The following is a 16,886-nucleotide window of genomic DNA, read 5'->3' as shown; positions in this document are numbered from 1 at the left end:
AATTCTATTTTAGAAGCTAGTTTTAATACTAAATGATGAGGTCTCTAATTAAGCTTTCACTCCGTATTTTTATTTGTTTGATAATAGTCTCCTGTAGCGGGGAGAAGGAAGCAGATAAATATAAGATTGGATTCTCCCAGGCTATGACTACTGATAACTGGAGGAAGGAGATGAATAAATCTATGAGAGTGGAGGCATCCATGCATCCGGATTTGGAACTTGAAATAAAGGATGCCGGGAATCACATTGCAAAACAGATCACACAGATAGACGATTTTATCCAGGAGAAAGTGGATGTTCTTATAGTTTCTCCTATTCAGTCAATCCCTATAACACCGGTGATCGAAAAAGCGATGAATGCCGGTATCCCTGTGATCGTTATCGATCGTAAAATTGAAGGTAGAAATTTTACAGCCTATGTTGGGGCCAATAATATTGAAATTGGGAGAAATGCAGCAAAATATATTATTTCCCATTCAGAAAATGAAGCCACCATAATTGAAATTACAGGGCAGGAAGGTTCCTCACCTGCTCATGAAAGAAGTATCGGATTTAAAAACACACTGGACTCTGTACCAGAGCTGCAAATAACTTATTCAATAAAAGGTGACTGGGAAAAGGCTTCTATCAAAGACAGACTTTCGTCTCTTCTGGATACCGTGAAAACTCCCGACTATATTTTCTGCCATAATGATCGTATGGCTATGGGGGCATGGGAAGTAGCCAGGTCCAAATCTCTGGAAGATGATATAAAGATTATAGGTGTTGACGGCCTTTTCGGCCCGAATGGAGGAATTCAGATGGTAAAGGATGGACTGTTGGATGCGACGCTCCTTTATCCAACCGGTGGTGCTGAGGCCATTAAAATGGCAAGTGATCTTATTCAGGGTGAAAACATTAATAAATACAATATCTTAAGAACAGTTGTAATAGATTCCGTGAATGTGGACATCATGCAGAATCAGTTCGATAAGATGAACCAGCAGCAAAATGATATCGAACAGCAGCAGGCGGTGATAGATGAACAGATCGAGACCTATAATTCCCAAAGTGCCCTCATCAGGATAATGATCGTACTGTTATTGCTACTGCTTTTTCTTACTGGCTGGAGCATTTATCTGGTGGTAAGGATCAAAAAAAGCAAAAGGGAGCTTGAGATAAATAATAAGAAGATTATAGTTCAGCGCAATCAGATCGAGAATTTTGCCGAAAAACTGAAAGTGTCCAATGAAAGCAAGATCAATTTCTTCACGGCACTTTCCCATGAATTCAAAACACCTCTTACGCTTATCACCAGTTCTATTGAATCTATTGCCGACAGGCCTAATAAAGAACTGAAGGGGATTTCTCATGAAACCAATCTTATTATAAATAACTCCAGGAGACTGCTCAGGTTGATCAATGAATTACTTGATTTCAGGAAACTAGAAAATGGGACCTATAATATAAAACCTGTCAAAACCAGGATAGTTCCGTTCCTGAAAAATATAGTTGATGATTTTAGGTCTGAAGCTGTCAAAAGATCTGTTAAACTGAACTTCTGCCCCGGGAATGAGGATATGGAAGTTTATATAGATCGCGATATGATGGATAAGGTTTTCTTTAATATCCTGTCAAATGCCTTTAAGTTTACTCCTAAAAATGGGAATATTCTGGTAGCTGTGAATGAAAGTGAAAATGAAGTGAGTATAATTTTCAAAGACTCAGGTATTGGCATTCCAAAAGAAGAGTTCAAGCGAATTTTTGACCCCTATATGCAGGGAAGCAATAATTTGAAGCCAAGTTCAGGGCTGGGGCTTTTTATAAGCAAACAGTTTGTAGAATTGCATGAAGGAAGTATCTCGGTTTCATCTCATCAGGGTGCAGAATTTAAAATATCGATCCCTAAAGGGAAAGCACATTTTAAAGATGTGGATGTTTCCGAGATTGAAACTGACTTCCAGTCGTCTACCTCATATAAGCTGCCTGAAACAATCCCGGCAGAGGAGCCGGGTAATGTGGCACTGGATAAAAATGCCGAAACCGTGCTTATCATAGAAGATAATACCGATCTTTCTTATGTTCTTAAAAAGAAATTAAGTACAGATTATCATGTATATCTTTCTGATGGTACCGATGGAATAGAAAAGGCTCTTGAAATAATTCCCGATGTGATTATATGTGATTTGAACCTGCCTACTAAAAATGGGTTCGAGATATGCGGGGAACTCAAGAGCGATCTGCGAACCTCACATATTCCCACCATTATACTTACAGCCTTGGATGATAAGGAATCAAGACTGAAGGCTTTGAAAGCGGGAGCCGATACCTATATAACAAAACCTTTCAACTATGAGATCTTAAGAGAATCCCTTAAATCAGCTCTGTATAACCGAGAAAAGCTTCGTTATTACTACACTAATAGGATCGATGAGGTTAAGGATGAACATTTTGAGAATGCCGAACAAAATTTTCTTAAAGACCTGAATGCGTTCATTGATGAAAACCTTCGTGATCCTGATTTTTCAGTAGAGGAACTTGCAGGAAAATTGAATATTTCCAGGGTACAGCTATATCGTAAGGTCAAAGCCTTACTTGGAATCTCTATAAGTGAATATATTAGTGCCCAGCGCCTTAATAAGGCAAGGAATCTTCTTCAGCAATCTGATATGAATATTTCTGAGATCGCCTACGAAGTTGGCTACTCTTCACCGGGCTATTTTTCAACTTCTTTTAAGAATAAATACGGAATCTCTCCTAAACAGTTAAAATCTTAAGACTAAGATATTCTCCATTGTCTTCACTGGCTATTCAAATATGTTACATAAGTTGAAAACCAGTATCATTTTTACAACTATAACGTTTGCGAAATTTTTCCTAAAAGCTTGTAAACCCCTATAAAATAAGGCTGGGATAGAAAAATTCACTATTGTTTAACATTATTATAATCATTTGAGGAATTCTTAAAATACCGCAGGGGATTTTAAACATACTTTGGTTTCTATATCAATAAATTAAAAGATGAATAAAATTCTCGCCTGGTCAATTAGTGCTGCTTTAGCTGGATTCCTTTTTGGATTTGATACTGTAGTTATTTCTGGAGCCGACAAACAACTTCAGGAACTCTGGGGAACCTCAGATGCTTTCCATGGCTCTGTGGTTATGGCAATGGCACTTTGGGGTACCGTGATAGGTGCAATATTCGGTGGTATTCCAACCAATAAAATAGGAAGGAAGAATACCCTTATAATAATAGGAGTTCTGTATTTTATTTCGGCATTAGGATCGGCACTTGTTAATGATCCTGTATCATTTGCTTTTTTCAGGTTCCTGGGTGGACTTGGAGTTGGCGCCTCGACCATAGCAGCTCCAGCTTATGTTTCAGAGATCGCGCCGGCAGATAAAAGAGGAAAACTGGTATCGCTTTATCAGTTCAATATAGTGCTGGGAATCCTGGTTGCATTTCTGTCCAATTATCTTCTAAGGAATACCGGAACTCAGCCATGGAGATGGATGGTGGGCATAGAATCTGTTCCGGCCTTAATATATATTTTCTTTGTTCTGTTCATACCGCGAAGCCCCAGATGGCTTATGTCCAGGGGGAGGGAGCAAGAGGCTAAAAAAGTCCTTCAAATTATAAACCCTGATATAAATGTCGGGGAAAAACTTGCCGAAATAAAGCATCAGTCTGAGACCGAAAAGACCGGGGAAAATATCTTCATGAAAAAATACCGTTTTCCACTTATTCTTGCATTTCTGGTAGCATTTTTCAATCAGCTATCCGGGATCAATGCTTTCCTTTATTATGCTCCACGGATTTTTGAATCGGCCGGTCTGGGCGAGAGTACAGCCCTGTTAAGCAGTATAGGAATAGGAGTGGTAAATCTCTTATTTACACTTTTAGGAGTATTTCTTATAGACCGTTTAGGACGAAAGCAATTAATGCTTATTGGCTCTATAGGTTATATCATCTCGTTGTCACTGGTAGCGGCCGCGTTCTTCCTTAACTGGGGAGGACTCTGGGTGCCTATATTCCTTTTCCTTTTTATTGCAGCTCATGCAATAGGGCAGGGAGCGGTGATCTGGGTGTTTATTTCTGAAATATTTCCAAACAGATTGCGCGCGTCGGGACAGGCCTTTGGTTCTTCCACTCACTGGGTGCTGGCTGCGATAATACCCTCTATGATTCCATTTCTCTTTTCAAGCATAGGGCCCGGATATGTCTTTGCCTTTTTTGCATTCATGATGTTTTTACAGCTCTTCTTCGTGATCTTCATGATGCCCGAAACAAAAGGCAAATCTCTGGAGGAATTAAGTGAGGAACTTTCAATAAATAATCAACAAGTACCAATTACAAATAACTGATCAATATGAAAAGAATAGTCAACTTAATGCTTATTTCGGCTTTGACGCTTGCTTCAGTAACCTCCTGTATGGACAGGAAAGATGAAGAAGGCAAGGAAGCTGTGGCGATGGAGGTTCAAAAGGATGAGGATTTTCGTCCTAACTTCCATTTTACGCCTGAAAAGAACTGGATGAACGATCCTAACGGGATGTTCTTCTATAATGGTTATTTCCATCTTTACTTTCAGCATTATCCAGATGATAATGTATGGGGGCCAATGCACTGGGGTCATGCCATAAGTACCGATATGATCACCTGGAAGGAACAACCAATAGCGATTTATCCTGATGAGAAAGGTTATATTTTTTCTGGAAGCGCGGTTGTAGACAACAATAATACCTCCGGTTTTGGAAAGGATGGTAAGGTGCCTATTGTCGCCATTTTCACCTATCACGATCCAAAAGGAGAAGAAGCGGGAGAAACAGATTATCAGTCCCAGGCTATTGCTTACAGCCTTGATGAAGGTAAGACCTGGACCAAGTATGAAGGAAATCCGGTGATAGAAAATCCCGGAATAAAGGATTTTCGCGATCCCAAGGTGACCTGGGATGGAATTCATCAACAATGGGTGATGGTGCTTGCTGCCGATGATAAAAGCCTTTTCTATACCTCTCAAAACCTGAAAGAATGGGAGCTTGCTTCAGAATTCGGAAAGGGCGTGGGAGCTCATGGGGGAGTATGGGAATGTCCAGATTTTTTTCCCATGTATGTTGAAGGCAGTGATGAGGTGAAGTGGGTTCTTATTCAAAGTCTTAACCCGGGAGGTTATAATGGTGGTTCGGGAACCCAGTATTTTGTGGGAGATTTTGACGGAAAGGAATTCACCCCGGTTAAAGAAATGCAGGATCTTGGTGAAGATCATCATTACTGGATAGACTTCGGAAAGGATAATTATGCCGGGGTTACATGGGCTAATATACCTGAAGAGAATGGTAGAAAATTATTTATAGGCTGGATGTCCAACTGGTTATATGCACAGAAAGTACCAACTGAGAGCTGGAGAAGTGCGATGACCGTTGCAAGGGAATTAAAACTAGAGAAGAAGGGTGACAGTTATATTATCACTTCTGTTCCCGCAGAAGAGCTCCAGAACTACAGGAGCATCAACTATAAGGAAGATAATGTAAAGATAAAGGGGACTACAAAACTTATAGATTCTTCCAGGATAGACCTTGCAAGTGCCGAGATTCGATTTAATATCTCAGAACTTAAACAAACCAATTATAAATTCAGGCTTTCCAATTCGCAGGGAGATGAACTGATTTTTGGATATGATCATTCTAAAAAGGAATTCTATCTGGACAGATCAGAAGCCGGACAAACCGATTTTTCAGACGATTTTGCGAATAAAATATCTACAGCTCCGCGTCTTTCAGATGCTGAAGGATTGAATGGAATTATCATTCTTGATAAGACCTCCATAGAATTATTCTTTGACGACGGAAAAACCGTGATGACAGAAATTTTCTTTCCCAATTATCCATGGGAGCAGCTCTCCATTAGTTCAGAGGGCGATGAATTCAGTATGGATCACATAGAAGCGTACCAATTAAAATTTAAATAAATAGACAATCATGAAATTAAAATTAAGCTTATTCCTGTTGCTGTTAGTGCCTTTGAGCTTTATTAATGCTCAGGACATGCAGGTCACGGGAACCGTTACCACGGCTGCCGAAGGCATGCCTCTTCCCGGAACCTCGGTTTTTGTAAAAGGAACCTCTCAGGGAACCTCAACCGATTTTGATGGAAATTATACTCTTGACGAGGTGGCTCCAGATGCCATCCTGGTATTCACTTTTGTGGGGTATAAAGAAACAGAAGTACCCGTAGATGGAAGAAGTGTTATAGATGTTGCCCTTGAGGCCGATGCCGCTTTGCTCGATGAAGTGGTACTTACTGGGTATTCCAGGGAACGTAAGGTAGATGTGACAGGAGCAATTACTGTTGTAGATGTGGCTCCTATTGAAGGCCAGAGCCGTAGTTCAGGTAATGCCATGCAGGCCCTTCAGGGTCGTGTACCTGGATTATTTGTTGAAAAGTCAGGAGATCCAACCGGGGCAAGTAGCAGGGTGCTGATTCGGGGTATCACTACCCTGGGTAATAATGACCCGCTATATGTTATAGATGGAGTTCCAACCCAGAGGCAGGAAGTATTTTCCTCCCTGAATCCGGATGCCATAGAATCTATTCAGGTACTAAAGGATGCCTCGGCTTCTTCCCTCTATGGTGCAAGAGCAGGAAATGGGGTAATTGTGGTAACTACCAAGAACAAATCGGGCGCTGCAGAGAAGGTGAGCGTAAGCATTAACTCCAACATTTCGGTGCAGTCAGAAAAGCAACAACGCTATGATATGCTGAATGCGGTTCAGAGAGGGGAAGCAATTTGGAGAGCCTCTGTAAATGATGGAGCCGATCCTGCCGCTGGATATGGAGAGATCTATGATTTTGACTGGAATATGGATTATGATGATCCCGTGCTAAATAGTGTGAGTGTTCAGCCATTTGTGGGCGGTAATGAGAATGTTCCGGCCGGGGATACAGACTGGCAGGATGCAGTCTATGAAACAGGTTATGTTTTTAATAATGAAGTTACCGTTTCCGCGAATTCTGAAAAATCCTCGTTCCTGGTGAATATGGGATATCTCAAGAATACCGGAATCTTAAAGTATACCAATTACGATCGCTATACTGCCAAGATCAATGCCAACACAAAACTTTTTGATGATAAGGTGAGGTTTGGGGTAAACACCCAGTTCTCAACTTCAGATGAGACCCTTGCAGCAAGAGATGTTGGTGGAGCTCCAACTCCGGGACTGGCGATCACTCTGGCTCCTACAATTCCTGTGTATGATGCGAACGGAGATTTCGCAGGTCCACTGGGAGCAGGATATTCAGACAGGAATAACCCATTATTGATGCAGTATTTGAACCGTTGGGATAATGCTGAGAAGAATAATTTCTTCGGAAATATTTTTGCCGAAGTTGACCTACTGGAAAATTTAACCTTCAGGTCAAGTCTGGGTATTGACTTTAGTGATTTCAAAAGAAAAGATATAGAACCAAGGGTAAACAATGGTTTTATTACCCGTAGTAATAACAGCCTTACCTTTGATACTAATAAATATACCAGCGTGGTATTCACCAATACCCTGAATTATAAGCTTGAGATTGAAGACCATGATTTTGGATTGTTACTGGGTGTGGAATCTGTAAAGAACGATTTTGATTCGGTTATTGCCCGGGCGGAAGATTTTGCGGTAGAGCAGGAATCTTATTTTGTGCTTGATGCAGCAACCGGAGCAAGGACAGCTAATGGAAACTCTTCGGGGAACCGATTGCTTTCTCAATTTGGAAAAATTAATTATTCATTTGATAACAGATATCTGGCGACAGTTACGGTTCGTAGGGATGGATCTTCAAGATTCGGAAAGAACAATCGATATGGTGTTTTCCCTGCGGCTACTGCCGGATGGAGAATAAGCAATGAGGAATTCCTTAAGAACGATAAGGTCGTTACCAACCTGAAGTTAAGAGCGGGTTACGGTGAGGTAGGTAACCAGGCCATTGGTGACCTTGCAAGATTTGGTCTTTATGAGGCCAGATATGGTTCTACACTTTCTCAGTTTACGGGAGGTTTCTTTGAGCAATACTATAATGTGGGGACAGCCTATGATATCAATGGGAACGACACCGGAAATTTACCTTCAGGTTTTGTTTCTGTGCAGGCGGAGAACCCCGACCTTAAATGGGAGACCACTAAGGAATGGAACTTTGGGGTAGACTTTGGCTTCTTTGACAATAAGCTTTCAGGATCCTTTGATTACTTTACCAGGGAGACGGTGGATATTCTTACAACTCCTCCAATTCCTTCAGTAATAGGAGAGGGACAGCAACGAGTGCTTAACGGAGCATCGACCGAAACCAATGGATGGGAATTTGCATTAGGCTATTCCAATACACTGGAGAATGGATTAACCTTTTCAGTATCCACTAACTTTTCTTCATTTAAGGATGAGATCACATTCCTTCCGGAGGAAGTACGGCCGGCTTTTCCGGGAACAGCCGAGAACTCAATTCTGGGACATTCCCAGTTCTCCATATTCGGGTATAGAACCGATGGACTTTTTCAAAGCGAGGAAGATATTGCCAATTCGCCAGATCAGGTTGGAGCAAGACCGGGAGGTTTAAAATTTAAGGACCTTAATGGTGATGGCGTGATAGATACCGATGACCGTGATTTTATTGGTACCACCCTGCCAGATCTTGAATACGGGATACGCATAGATCTTGGGTATAGGAACTGGGATTTTTCAGTGTTCGGTTCCGGGGTAACCGGAAGGATAGGTCAGGATCCTTATATATTCTGGAACAATTTTGTACAGGGTAGGGAGAATGCAGGTTTGGGAGTGCTTGATGCCTGGACTCCTAATAATACCGGGAGTGATATCCCGTCATTATCGCTTGCCTTCAATGATCTTCGAACTTCAGATTACCTGTTCAGGAATAATTCCTATTTCAAGATCAGGAATATGCAACTTGGATATACACTTGCAGATGGGCTGATTGAAAGACTGGCTCCGCTTCAGAACTTTAGGGTGTACCTGCAGGGAGAGAACCTCTTTTGGTTTACTCCGGAAGATTATATAGGAGCGGATCCTGAAAGAACCAATGTGGATGGAATACCTGTGCCTACAGTAGTTTCTCTGGGTGTTAATGTGAATTTTTAATCAATGACAATCATGAAAAATATAAAACTTATACTAACAGGATTAATACTTGCATTTACTGCGGTTTCCTGTTCCGATGATTTTCTGGAATATGAACCGGAAGGGGTTCTTTCCAGTGAGAATGTTGCAACGGCAGATAATGCCGAATCCCTTGTGATTGCAGCTTATTCCGCAATAGCAAATGATGAGATGATAGGGCCTCTTACACATATGTGGGTCTATGGAAGTGTGAGATCTGATGACTCCTATAAAGGAGGCGGAGGTCGTAGCGATGTGGATGTGGTAGACCGTTATGAACAGTATTATTTAACCGTACCAGACCAGGGTGACTGGATGGCTCCACGTACCTGGACCAATTACTACAAGGCTATTTCCAGGGCTAACTTTGCACTTTCGGTTATCAATGAGATTCCCGATGCGGAATATGAGATGAAGACCATAAGACAGGCCGAACTGCATTTTTTAAGAGCTCACTCTCATTTTATGCTGAAGCGTATCTTTAAAAAGATACCTTATGTCACAGAGGAGCTTAGCCAGGAGGAGATAGCACAAACCAGTAATGATATTCCAAATCAGGAATTGTGGAATAAAATCGCAGAGGATTTTTTGTTTGCCTATAATAATCTTCCCCAGGCCCAGGATGAGGTGGGAAGAGCCGACAGGAATGCGGCAGCGGCTTACCTTGCTAAGGTGAGATTGTACCAGGCATACGAACAGAATGAGACTCACCAGGTGGTGAATATCAACGAAGCTATGCTTCAGGAAGTGATAGATTATGCCGATGAGGTGACTGGAAGCCTTGAACCCGATTACGGAAATAACTTTCTTGTGGAATATGAGAATGGGCCGGAGTCAATCTGGGCCGCCCAGTTCTCTATTAATGACGGAACAAGAGTAGGGAGGGTGAGCTTTGTAACTGGCCTTAATTCACCACATGGTACCGGGCTTTATGGATGTTGTGGTTTCCACCTGGCCAGCCAGAATATGGTGAATGCCTTCAAGACCGATGCTAATGGACTGCCATTGTTGGATAGCTTTAATAATTCAGATATTCTGAACAATGTTCAGGAAGACGGAACAGTGGCCGTTTCTTCAGGACTAACGGTAGATCCCCGACTTGATCATACGGTTGGAGTTCCCGGAAGGCCGTTTAAATATCGCAATACCGTGAATTCACAGGGAGATATGATCTATAACTTCAGCTGGGCGAGAGATCCCGGGGTATATGGGTTCTTTGGAAATATGAAGGAACAGCAGGCGCCAGATTGTTCCTGCTATATTAAGGAAGGTCCTTTTGTTGGAACCTCCAGGAATGTGATCTTTATTCGCTATGCAGATGTACTGCTGTTTAAGGCTGAAGCCCTTATTCAACTGGACAGATATGAAGAAGCACTTCCATTAATCAATGAGATTAGAGAAAGGGCGGCTACCAGTGGGCAAAGACCTATAGAGGCAGGCGCCTCTGATATATATAATGTTGGATTGTATGATTCTTTCCCAAGTAAAGAATTTGCATGGAAAGCCCTGAAATTTGAAAGAAGACTGGAATTTGGAATGGAAGGCCCAAGATTCTTTGATCTGGTTAGATGGGGTGAAGCGGCTGAAACTCTTAACGCGTATCTTGATGAAGAGAAAACTAAACGGGATTTTCTAACAAATGCTGTTTTTACAGCCGGAAGAGATGAATATTATCCAATTCCACAGCGTGAAATAGACTTTACCGGCGGTTTATATGTACAGAATCCTGGTTACTAGATATTAAGTGGTTTGAGTTAGTCAAAAAACACGGGGATCTTCCTCGTGTTTTTTATTCAATCTGTTTATTATGATCCTGCCCTGAAAATATTTTCTATCTTGAATGCAGAAGACATTGGGATCATGAAAATTCAGATAGAACATAGAAATCCCACACTTAGGGAATACCAGATCTTAAGAGGTTCTACGGGTTGGGAAGACCTTGATGACAGCACGGTGGAAAAAGGGCTTGAAAATTCCCTGTTCGCGGTATGCGCGATAGCAGGCGGACAAACGGTGGGGATTGGAAGGATCATTGGAGACGGAGCCATCTATTTCTATATCCAGGATGTGATCGTAATGCCTGCCTTCCGGAAAATGGGTATAGGGGACCGCATTATGAGAGAACTGGAAGAATGGCTCCATAAGAACACTTACAGACACTCATTTATAGGCCTGATGGCGGCTGAAGGCGTCAAGGATTTCTATACAAGATTTGGGTATCTGGAACGTGGAAGCTCACGACCCGGGATGAATAAACTAAGAGACTAATAAAATTGAATTTAAAAGCATGGCAAAAAAAGTAAAGGCGGTTTGTTTTGGTGAGATCCTCTGGGATGTGTTTCCCGATATGGAACGGATTGGTGGCGCACCTCTGAATGTGGCTAGCAGGTTGAGCAGCATGGGTGTGGAAACCGAAATGATCAGCAAAGTGGGAGCCGATGAAAAAGGTGAGGAACTGCTTTCATACCTTAATTCCAAACAGGTGAACACCAGGAATATCAGGAAAGATAAGGAACATCCAACCGGTATGGTGAATGTCACTTTATCTGCGAGTGGTTCGGCCACCTATGAAATCACCTATCCTTCGGCATGGGATAAGATCGAGTTGACCGATGCCATGATGGAATCGGTAAGGAACGCTGATGCTTTTATCTTCGGAAGCCTGGTGTGCCGTGATGAAGTGAGCCGGAACACATTGTTTCAGCTGATCCCGAAAGCGAAATACAGGGTTTTGGACTTCAACCTTCGTCCGCCGCATTATTCAAAGGAACTCCTGATGGAACTTATGCAACATGCCGAGTTCATCAAGTTCAATGATGATGAGCTTTTTGAGATCGCGGGCATGATGGGGTCAAAATACAATTCGCTGGAACAGAACCTGCTTTTTATTGCAGTGAAATCCAATGCAAGGTCTATCTGTGTGACCAAGGGGCGGCATGGCGCGGTGCTGATGCACGATAAAAAGCTGTATTATAATTCCGGGTACCAGGTACAGGTAAAGGATACCGTGGGAGCGGGAGATTCCTTTTTAGGAACTCTTATCGCCAAACTGCTTCAGGAAGAAGAACCACAGGCGGCTCTCGATCAGGCCTGTGCAGTGGGAGCTTTGGTAGCAGGAAAGGAAGGCGCAAACCCCGATATTTCTGCTGAAAGTTTAAAGACTTTTATAAACCCTTATTAGGGAAGCTACTTATTGATTCAGGGCAGTTTATTGACTATCTTAGATGTAGTATAGGAATTCCTGTTTCTTGAATAGAAGCAGTATCTTTTATGCTCCCAAACTCCATTCTTTCCAGGCTTTTTGCTGGGTTATTTGATAATTCAAAACTCAATGATTATGGAAAGAAAGATCAACAATTCCAGTCTTAGGATAAGGGAAGTTTTAAGTGTTCTTTCACTCTTCCTTTTTTTAGCATTCTTACCTGAGCCCGTTTTTGCTCAGAAGGCCCCACCGATCATAGACATGCATCTGCATGCCGATCTTCCTCCGTTTGAAGTGCCGGCAGGAACGCCTGCTATTTGCAGACCGGAACCCTGTGAGGGAAAAGGTAAGGCTACCGCGAGTCACGAGGAGACTATGAGAAAGACCCTTGAAATAATGGATCGCAACAATATCGTAAAAGCACATCTTAGCGGTCTGGATCCTGAAATTATGGCGAAGTGGATCGATGCAGCTCCCGGTCGGTTTATTGCTGCCCCGTTCATTTTTCAGCCAGATGAAGCCGGATTGGAACAAATGCGGTCAAAGTTTGATGAGGGATTTTACGCCGGGATGGGAGAAATTGCCACCCAGCTCAACGGGATGGCTCCCAATGATCCAAAGCTGGAACCATATTTCGCACTGGCAGAAGAACTTGATCTGCCAACGCTGATCCATACTGAAGGGATCGGGCCGGAGCTTCCGGGTTTCCGTACGGCTGCCGGTAGTCCTTTGCTTTTGGAAGAGGTACTGGTTCGGCATCCAAAACTCAGGCTATATGTCGAGAATTCGGGTTACCCCTTCCGGGATGAGATGATCGCGATGATGTCTCAGTACCCGCAGCTTTATGGCGATGTTTCTACCATAACCTGGCTGCTTCCCAGGACTGCTTTTTACGACTACCTCGAGGCACTGGTAAGGGCAGGTCTCGGAAAGAGGATCATGTTCGGTTCAGACCAGATGTGCTGGCCTGAAATGATTGAAAGTGGGATCCAGGCCATACAGGAAGCCGATTTTCTTAGCGAGGAACAAAAGAGGGATATCCTGTATAATAATGCCGAGAGATTCCTGCAAATAACCCTCGGAAATGAATGACAATTCAAAACACAATAGTATGAAAATACTGACCAGTAATTTTTTTAAAATGTTCAGGATACTGGCATTCAGTCTGCTTTTCCTGATGAACGGCAGGATCGCTTTTTCGCAGGATCATAAAGATTCAAAGATGAAAAATCATATCATGGTAAATCCTGAAGATATCGAATGGCAGAAAGGGCCGGCCTCTTTGCCTCCTGGAGCCATGTTCCAGGTGATAGAAGGCGATTTGAGCAAAAAAGGGCTGTTCACCATGAGGCTTAAACTTCCTGCGGGTTATTCGATACAGGCGCACTGGCACCCGGTAGATGAGCATATAACCGTGATCTCGGGAAGCTTTAAGATGGGAATGGGAGATAAGTTTGACGCAAATGCCTTAGAGCACATTTCTGAAGGAGGTTTTGTAGTGATGCCGGCAAAGTCCACTCATTTCGCGACCACCGAAGAAGGCTGTATCATCCAGCTGCACGGGCAGGGTCCCTGGCAGATCAATTATGTGAACAAGGCCGACGACCCGCGCCTGGCCAAATAATTTTTTAATGAAAATAACAGGAGTTGAACAGGTGTCTTTCACCTGTTCTTTTTTTGCCTTTATCAAAAAAATTTATACCTAAACGTTATTTTTTGGTTTGTTCTCGTTATTTTAGAACGATATTCGGTTATCTCCTAACCTGGATAAGTGAAAAGCTAATTAAAGGGAGGATATAACCAGTTAGCCACAATTATCAAATATGAGTAAACTACAAGGAATTAAAATTAGAAATTTTAGAAGTTTTAATGAAGAAGGAGTTACACTTGATAATTTAAAAAAGATTAATGTAATTATTGGAAAAAATAATTGTGGAAAATCTAATGTCCTTAGGTTTCTTCAACTAATTAATTCCAATCTTAGAGAATTTAAGAAATTTCCGAATAACATTCAAAATCAGTATAGGAGAAATGAATTAGGGGCTGAAATTGCATTAAAATTTAACGGAGAAGACTTACCGGTTAACAAAGAAAGACTAACATACCGAAGAAAAGAGATATTACAGAATGATCATTTTCTATGGTATAATTTCAATAAAGGAATTATTGAGCTGCCAGTATTTATCGCCGAGGCCGAACAACATGAATTAATACCATTTCAAAATCAGTATTCTTCTGCCGGTAAACCACAACTTCAGGAAGCTGTTAAAGGCCTTTGGTCAGGATTTGTAGAAAGGAAAATAAAAAGAGTTTTTGATGATTTAATTTATATTCCTCATTTTAGGATAATCAAAGAAGGACATGATTTTGGAGACTCTAATTCATCGATCAATGGGTCAAACATTATTAGCAAAATGTTTGAAATGCAAAATCCTTTAATTGGGGATGAAAATCTTCGCAAAAAATTTTTAAAGATTCAAAAATTTGTAAGTGATCTTATTAATAAACCAGATTTAGAAATTGAGATCCCTCATACAAAAGAAGAAATTGTTCTAACAATAGACGGAAATAGACTTCCATTAGAATCCTTCGGAACAGGAATTCATCAATTAGTTATTTTATGTAGTACATTAGTAATTCATGAGAACTGCATAGTCTGTTTAGAAGAACCTGAAATCCATCTTCATCCTGAATTACAAAGAAAATTTATAAGGTTTTTAGACAAAACAAATAACCAATATTTCATCACTACACATTCAAACATTTTTCTTGATTCGAGCAAGAATACATCTATTTATCATATTAGAAATAATGGTAAATTTTCAGAAATTTCTCATGCGGACAGATCAAAAAAATCAATCCAAATTCTAGATGATTTAGGATATCAATCTAGCGATATTCTGCAATCAAATGGCGTTATCTGGGTGGAAGGTCCAAGTGATAGGGTTTATTTATTAAAATGGTTAAAAATACTTGATGACCAATTAATTGAAGGACTACATTTTACAATAATGTTTTATGGAGGTAGATTATTATCTCATCTTTCTTTCCAAAATGAGGTAATTGTAAAAGACCTAATTTCATTGTTGAAATTAAATAGGAATGCTTTTGTGATTATGGATCGTGACGGGTTTACCAGTCAGGCCAAAATCAATTGCACAAAGAAGAGGATTAAATCTGAAATAGGAGAAAAAAAGTGTTGGATTACCAAAGGAAGAGAAATTGAAAATTACTTAACGGAATCTACATTAAGTAAGTGGATAGATAAAAAAATTAAAATTGATCCTGACAAAAAATTGGAAGATATAATTTCAAAAAAAACGAAAAAGAATTATGGATCAGCAAAAAGTAAATTTTCAAAAGAAATTATTCAATATATAGATGAGAACGACTTAAATATTCTTGATCTTAAGAGAAGGCTAAACCAGTTGTTGAATGAAATTTATAAATGGAACGGCAGATAACTGAGGCTAACAAAGCATAACTCAAAATAGAAGTGACATTTGAAGAACTCCATTCAAGAAACAAACCAGCGGAATAATCCGTGAAGATTATTCCGCATAATTTCTAAAATCGAGGCTATTGTTGGTCACTCGAAGCGGATGGTGGTATTTACGTTCCGTGCTCCAACCACCACACCTATGTGCTCAAAGGAACGCCCGTCTTCCAGTTCACCACGGGAGACAATGCTGTGCATTCCAGGCCGGCCGTTTTGCGGAAACTGGATCACATCCCTTTGATAGCTGGCATAGCCGATCAAAAGTGACGACAAACCATTCAACTCCCCGATCGTTAGTATAAGATCCTGGGTTGCCGACTCAAACTCTGATAGAGCTACGAAATAGACCGGTACAGCGCCCAGGCCACGATGCATGGCCTTAACGGCATTCGAGGGATTTGCAGGATCGCGTAACCATACCGTGCCCTCTATCGTAAGGCTACACCCGAATACAAACGGGATGTTGGGGGCCGACAGGAGATTGTAGTCGGCCGGGATACAATCCGGATTCCGCACGAAGGTGATAGCCACCCACTCGCCATCTGTTCGGGTCGCCCCGAAATCGGAGAGGCCAAGGCTCAGGCCTGAAGCATAGAGTGGAGGACCCGGGTTTTCCCCGGAAGGGAAGCTCTGGGTGATAAGGCCATTGCTGTTGGCATTCATCGCTGCTGCATTAACCTGAGCTGCTGCATCATGTGAAATGACCGGTTTTTCGGTTAGATCATCTTTCGAGCATCCCATTAACAACATCAGACTAACGAAAACGATCGCAGTTATGAATGTTCGCCCATAAGGCGAGGTCGATGCCATAAAATCACTCATAGGGAAGTGAAAGGCTTTGCCGGGATTGATAATACCGAACATTTTTTTGTTTTTGTCGGTCCTCCTGGCTTGCTGATTTTCAGTAATTGTTTCCATACGCTAACTTGGTTTTTTTACGTAAAGCTATCCCAAATGCAGGGGCGTATGTTTTTTACAAACTGATTGTCAGTAAGTTACGAAATTCCAAGAAGTTTCTAATGAGAAAGTTCAGAAAAGCTAAATTTGGAAATGTCT

11 protein-coding genes are annotated in these 16,886 nt (G+C 41.4%); 10 read left to right on the top strand and 1 reads right to left on the bottom strand.

What is annotated here, in order from left to right; all coding sequences use genetic code 11:
• Positions 1–32: 32 nt before the first annotated feature.
• From LU635_RS04800 to LU635_RS04755, 10 genes are all read left to right on the top strand, one after another.
• The gene (locus LU635_RS04800) at positions 33–2,756 is read left to right on the top strand and encodes a hybrid sensor histidine kinase/response regulator transcription factor (protein ID WP_341482115.1); all 2,724 of its coding nucleotides are present in this window, start codon (positions 33–35) and stop codon (positions 2,754–2,756) included.
• A 244-nt stretch (positions 2,757–3,000) separates the two neighbouring features.
• Positions 3,001–4,344, top strand: coding sequence for a sugar porter family MFS transporter (locus LU635_RS04795; protein ID WP_240096761.1), 1,344 nt, complete (start codon positions 3,001–3,003; stop codon positions 4,342–4,344).
• Between the two features lie 5 nt (positions 4,345–4,349).
• Positions 4,350–5,948: a glycoside hydrolase family 32 protein gene (locus LU635_RS04790; RefSeq protein WP_240096759.1), complete on the top strand. Its 1,599-nt coding sequence runs from the start codon at positions 4,350–4,352 to the stop codon at positions 5,946–5,948.
• A gap of 10 nt (positions 5,949–5,958) precedes the next feature.
• Entirely contained in the window at positions 5,959–9,111 is a 3,153-nt protein-coding gene (locus tag LU635_RS04785) for a SusC/RagA family TonB-linked outer membrane protein (protein WP_240096757.1), read from the top strand.
• 12 nt (positions 9,112–9,123) lie between these two features.
• Positions 9,124–10,866 carry a RagB/SusD family nutrient uptake outer membrane protein gene (locus LU635_RS04780; protein ID WP_240096755.1) on the top strand — a complete coding sequence of 581 codons (1,743 nt, stop codon included), beginning with the start codon at positions 9,124–9,126 and terminating at the stop codon, positions 10,864–10,866.
• A 99-nt stretch (positions 10,867–10,965) separates the two neighbouring features.
• Positions 10,966–11,397: a GNAT family N-acetyltransferase gene (locus LU635_RS04775; RefSeq protein WP_240096753.1), complete on the top strand. Its 432-nt coding sequence runs from the start codon at positions 10,966–10,968 to the stop codon at positions 11,395–11,397.
• Positions 11,398–11,416: 19 nt separating this feature from the next.
• Entirely contained in the window at positions 11,417–12,310 is an 894-nt protein-coding gene (locus LU635_RS04770; protein ID WP_240096751.1) for a carbohydrate kinase family protein, read from the top strand.
• Positions 12,311–12,466: 156 nt separating this feature from the next.
• Entirely contained in the window at positions 12,467–13,423 is a 957-nt protein-coding gene (locus LU635_RS04765) for an amidohydrolase family protein (RefSeq protein WP_240096749.1), read from the top strand.
• Positions 13,424–13,442: 19 nt separating this feature from the next.
• Entirely contained in the window at positions 13,443–13,955 is a 513-nt protein-coding gene (locus LU635_RS04760; RefSeq protein WP_240096746.1) for a cupin domain-containing protein, read from the top strand.
• A 199-nt stretch (positions 13,956–14,154) separates the two neighbouring features.
• Positions 14,155–15,795 carry an ATP-dependent nuclease gene (locus LU635_RS04755; RefSeq protein ID WP_240096744.1) on the top strand — a complete coding sequence of 547 codons (1,641 nt, stop codon included), beginning with the start codon at positions 14,155–14,157 and terminating at the stop codon, positions 15,793–15,795.
• A 125-nt stretch (positions 15,796–15,920) separates the two neighbouring features.
• On the opposite strand, the gene LU635_RS04750 is transcribed toward LU635_RS04755, so the two are convergent.
• Positions 15,921–16,748 (bottom strand): hypothetical protein, encoded by an 828-nt coding sequence (locus LU635_RS04750; protein WP_240096742.1) that lies wholly within the window; start codon positions 16,746–16,748, stop codon positions 15,921–15,923.
• Between the last annotated feature and the right edge of the window lie 138 nt (positions 16,749–16,886).

The sequence above is a fragment of the Christiangramia crocea genome, from assembly GCF_022410465.1.
Classification (GTDB): domain Bacteria; phylum Bacteroidota; class Bacteroidia; order Flavobacteriales; family Flavobacteriaceae; genus Christiangramia; species Christiangramia crocea.
The sequence above is the reverse complement of the archived record's forward strand: the minus strand, read 5'-3'. Positions and strand labels throughout refer to the sequence as shown.

Coding starts and splice junctions, on each gene's coding strand:
- LU635_RS04790 (WP_240096759.1), top strand. CDS start 4,350: ATGAAAAGAATAGTCAACTTAATGCTTATTTCGGCTTTGACGCTTGCT.
- LU635_RS04750 (WP_240096742.1), bottom strand. CDS start 16,748: ATGGAAACAATTACTGAAAATCAGCAAGCCAGGAGGACCGACAAAAAC.
- LU635_RS04795 (WP_240096761.1), top strand. CDS start 3,001: ATGAATAAAATTCTCGCCTGGTCAATTAGTGCTGCTTTAGCTGGATTC.
- LU635_RS04780 (WP_240096755.1), top strand. CDS start 9,124: ATGAAAAATATAAAACTTATACTAACAGGATTAATACTTGCATTTACT.
- LU635_RS04770 (WP_240096751.1), top strand. CDS start 11,417: ATGGCAAAAAAAGTAAAGGCGGTTTGTTTTGGTGAGATCCTCTGGGAT.
- LU635_RS04765 (WP_240096749.1), top strand. CDS start 12,467: ATGGAAAGAAAGATCAACAATTCCAGTCTTAGGATAAGGGAAGTTTTA.
- LU635_RS04785 (WP_240096757.1), top strand. CDS start 5,959: ATGAAATTAAAATTAAGCTTATTCCTGTTGCTGTTAGTGCCTTTGAGC.
- LU635_RS04800 (WP_341482115.1), top strand. CDS start 33: ATGATGAGGTCTCTAATTAAGCTTTCACTCCGTATTTTTATTTGTTTG.
- LU635_RS04755 (WP_240096744.1), top strand. CDS start 14,155: ATGAGTAAACTACAAGGAATTAAAATTAGAAATTTTAGAAGTTTTAAT.
- LU635_RS04760 (WP_240096746.1), top strand. CDS start 13,443: ATGAAAATACTGACCAGTAATTTTTTTAAAATGTTCAGGATACTGGCA.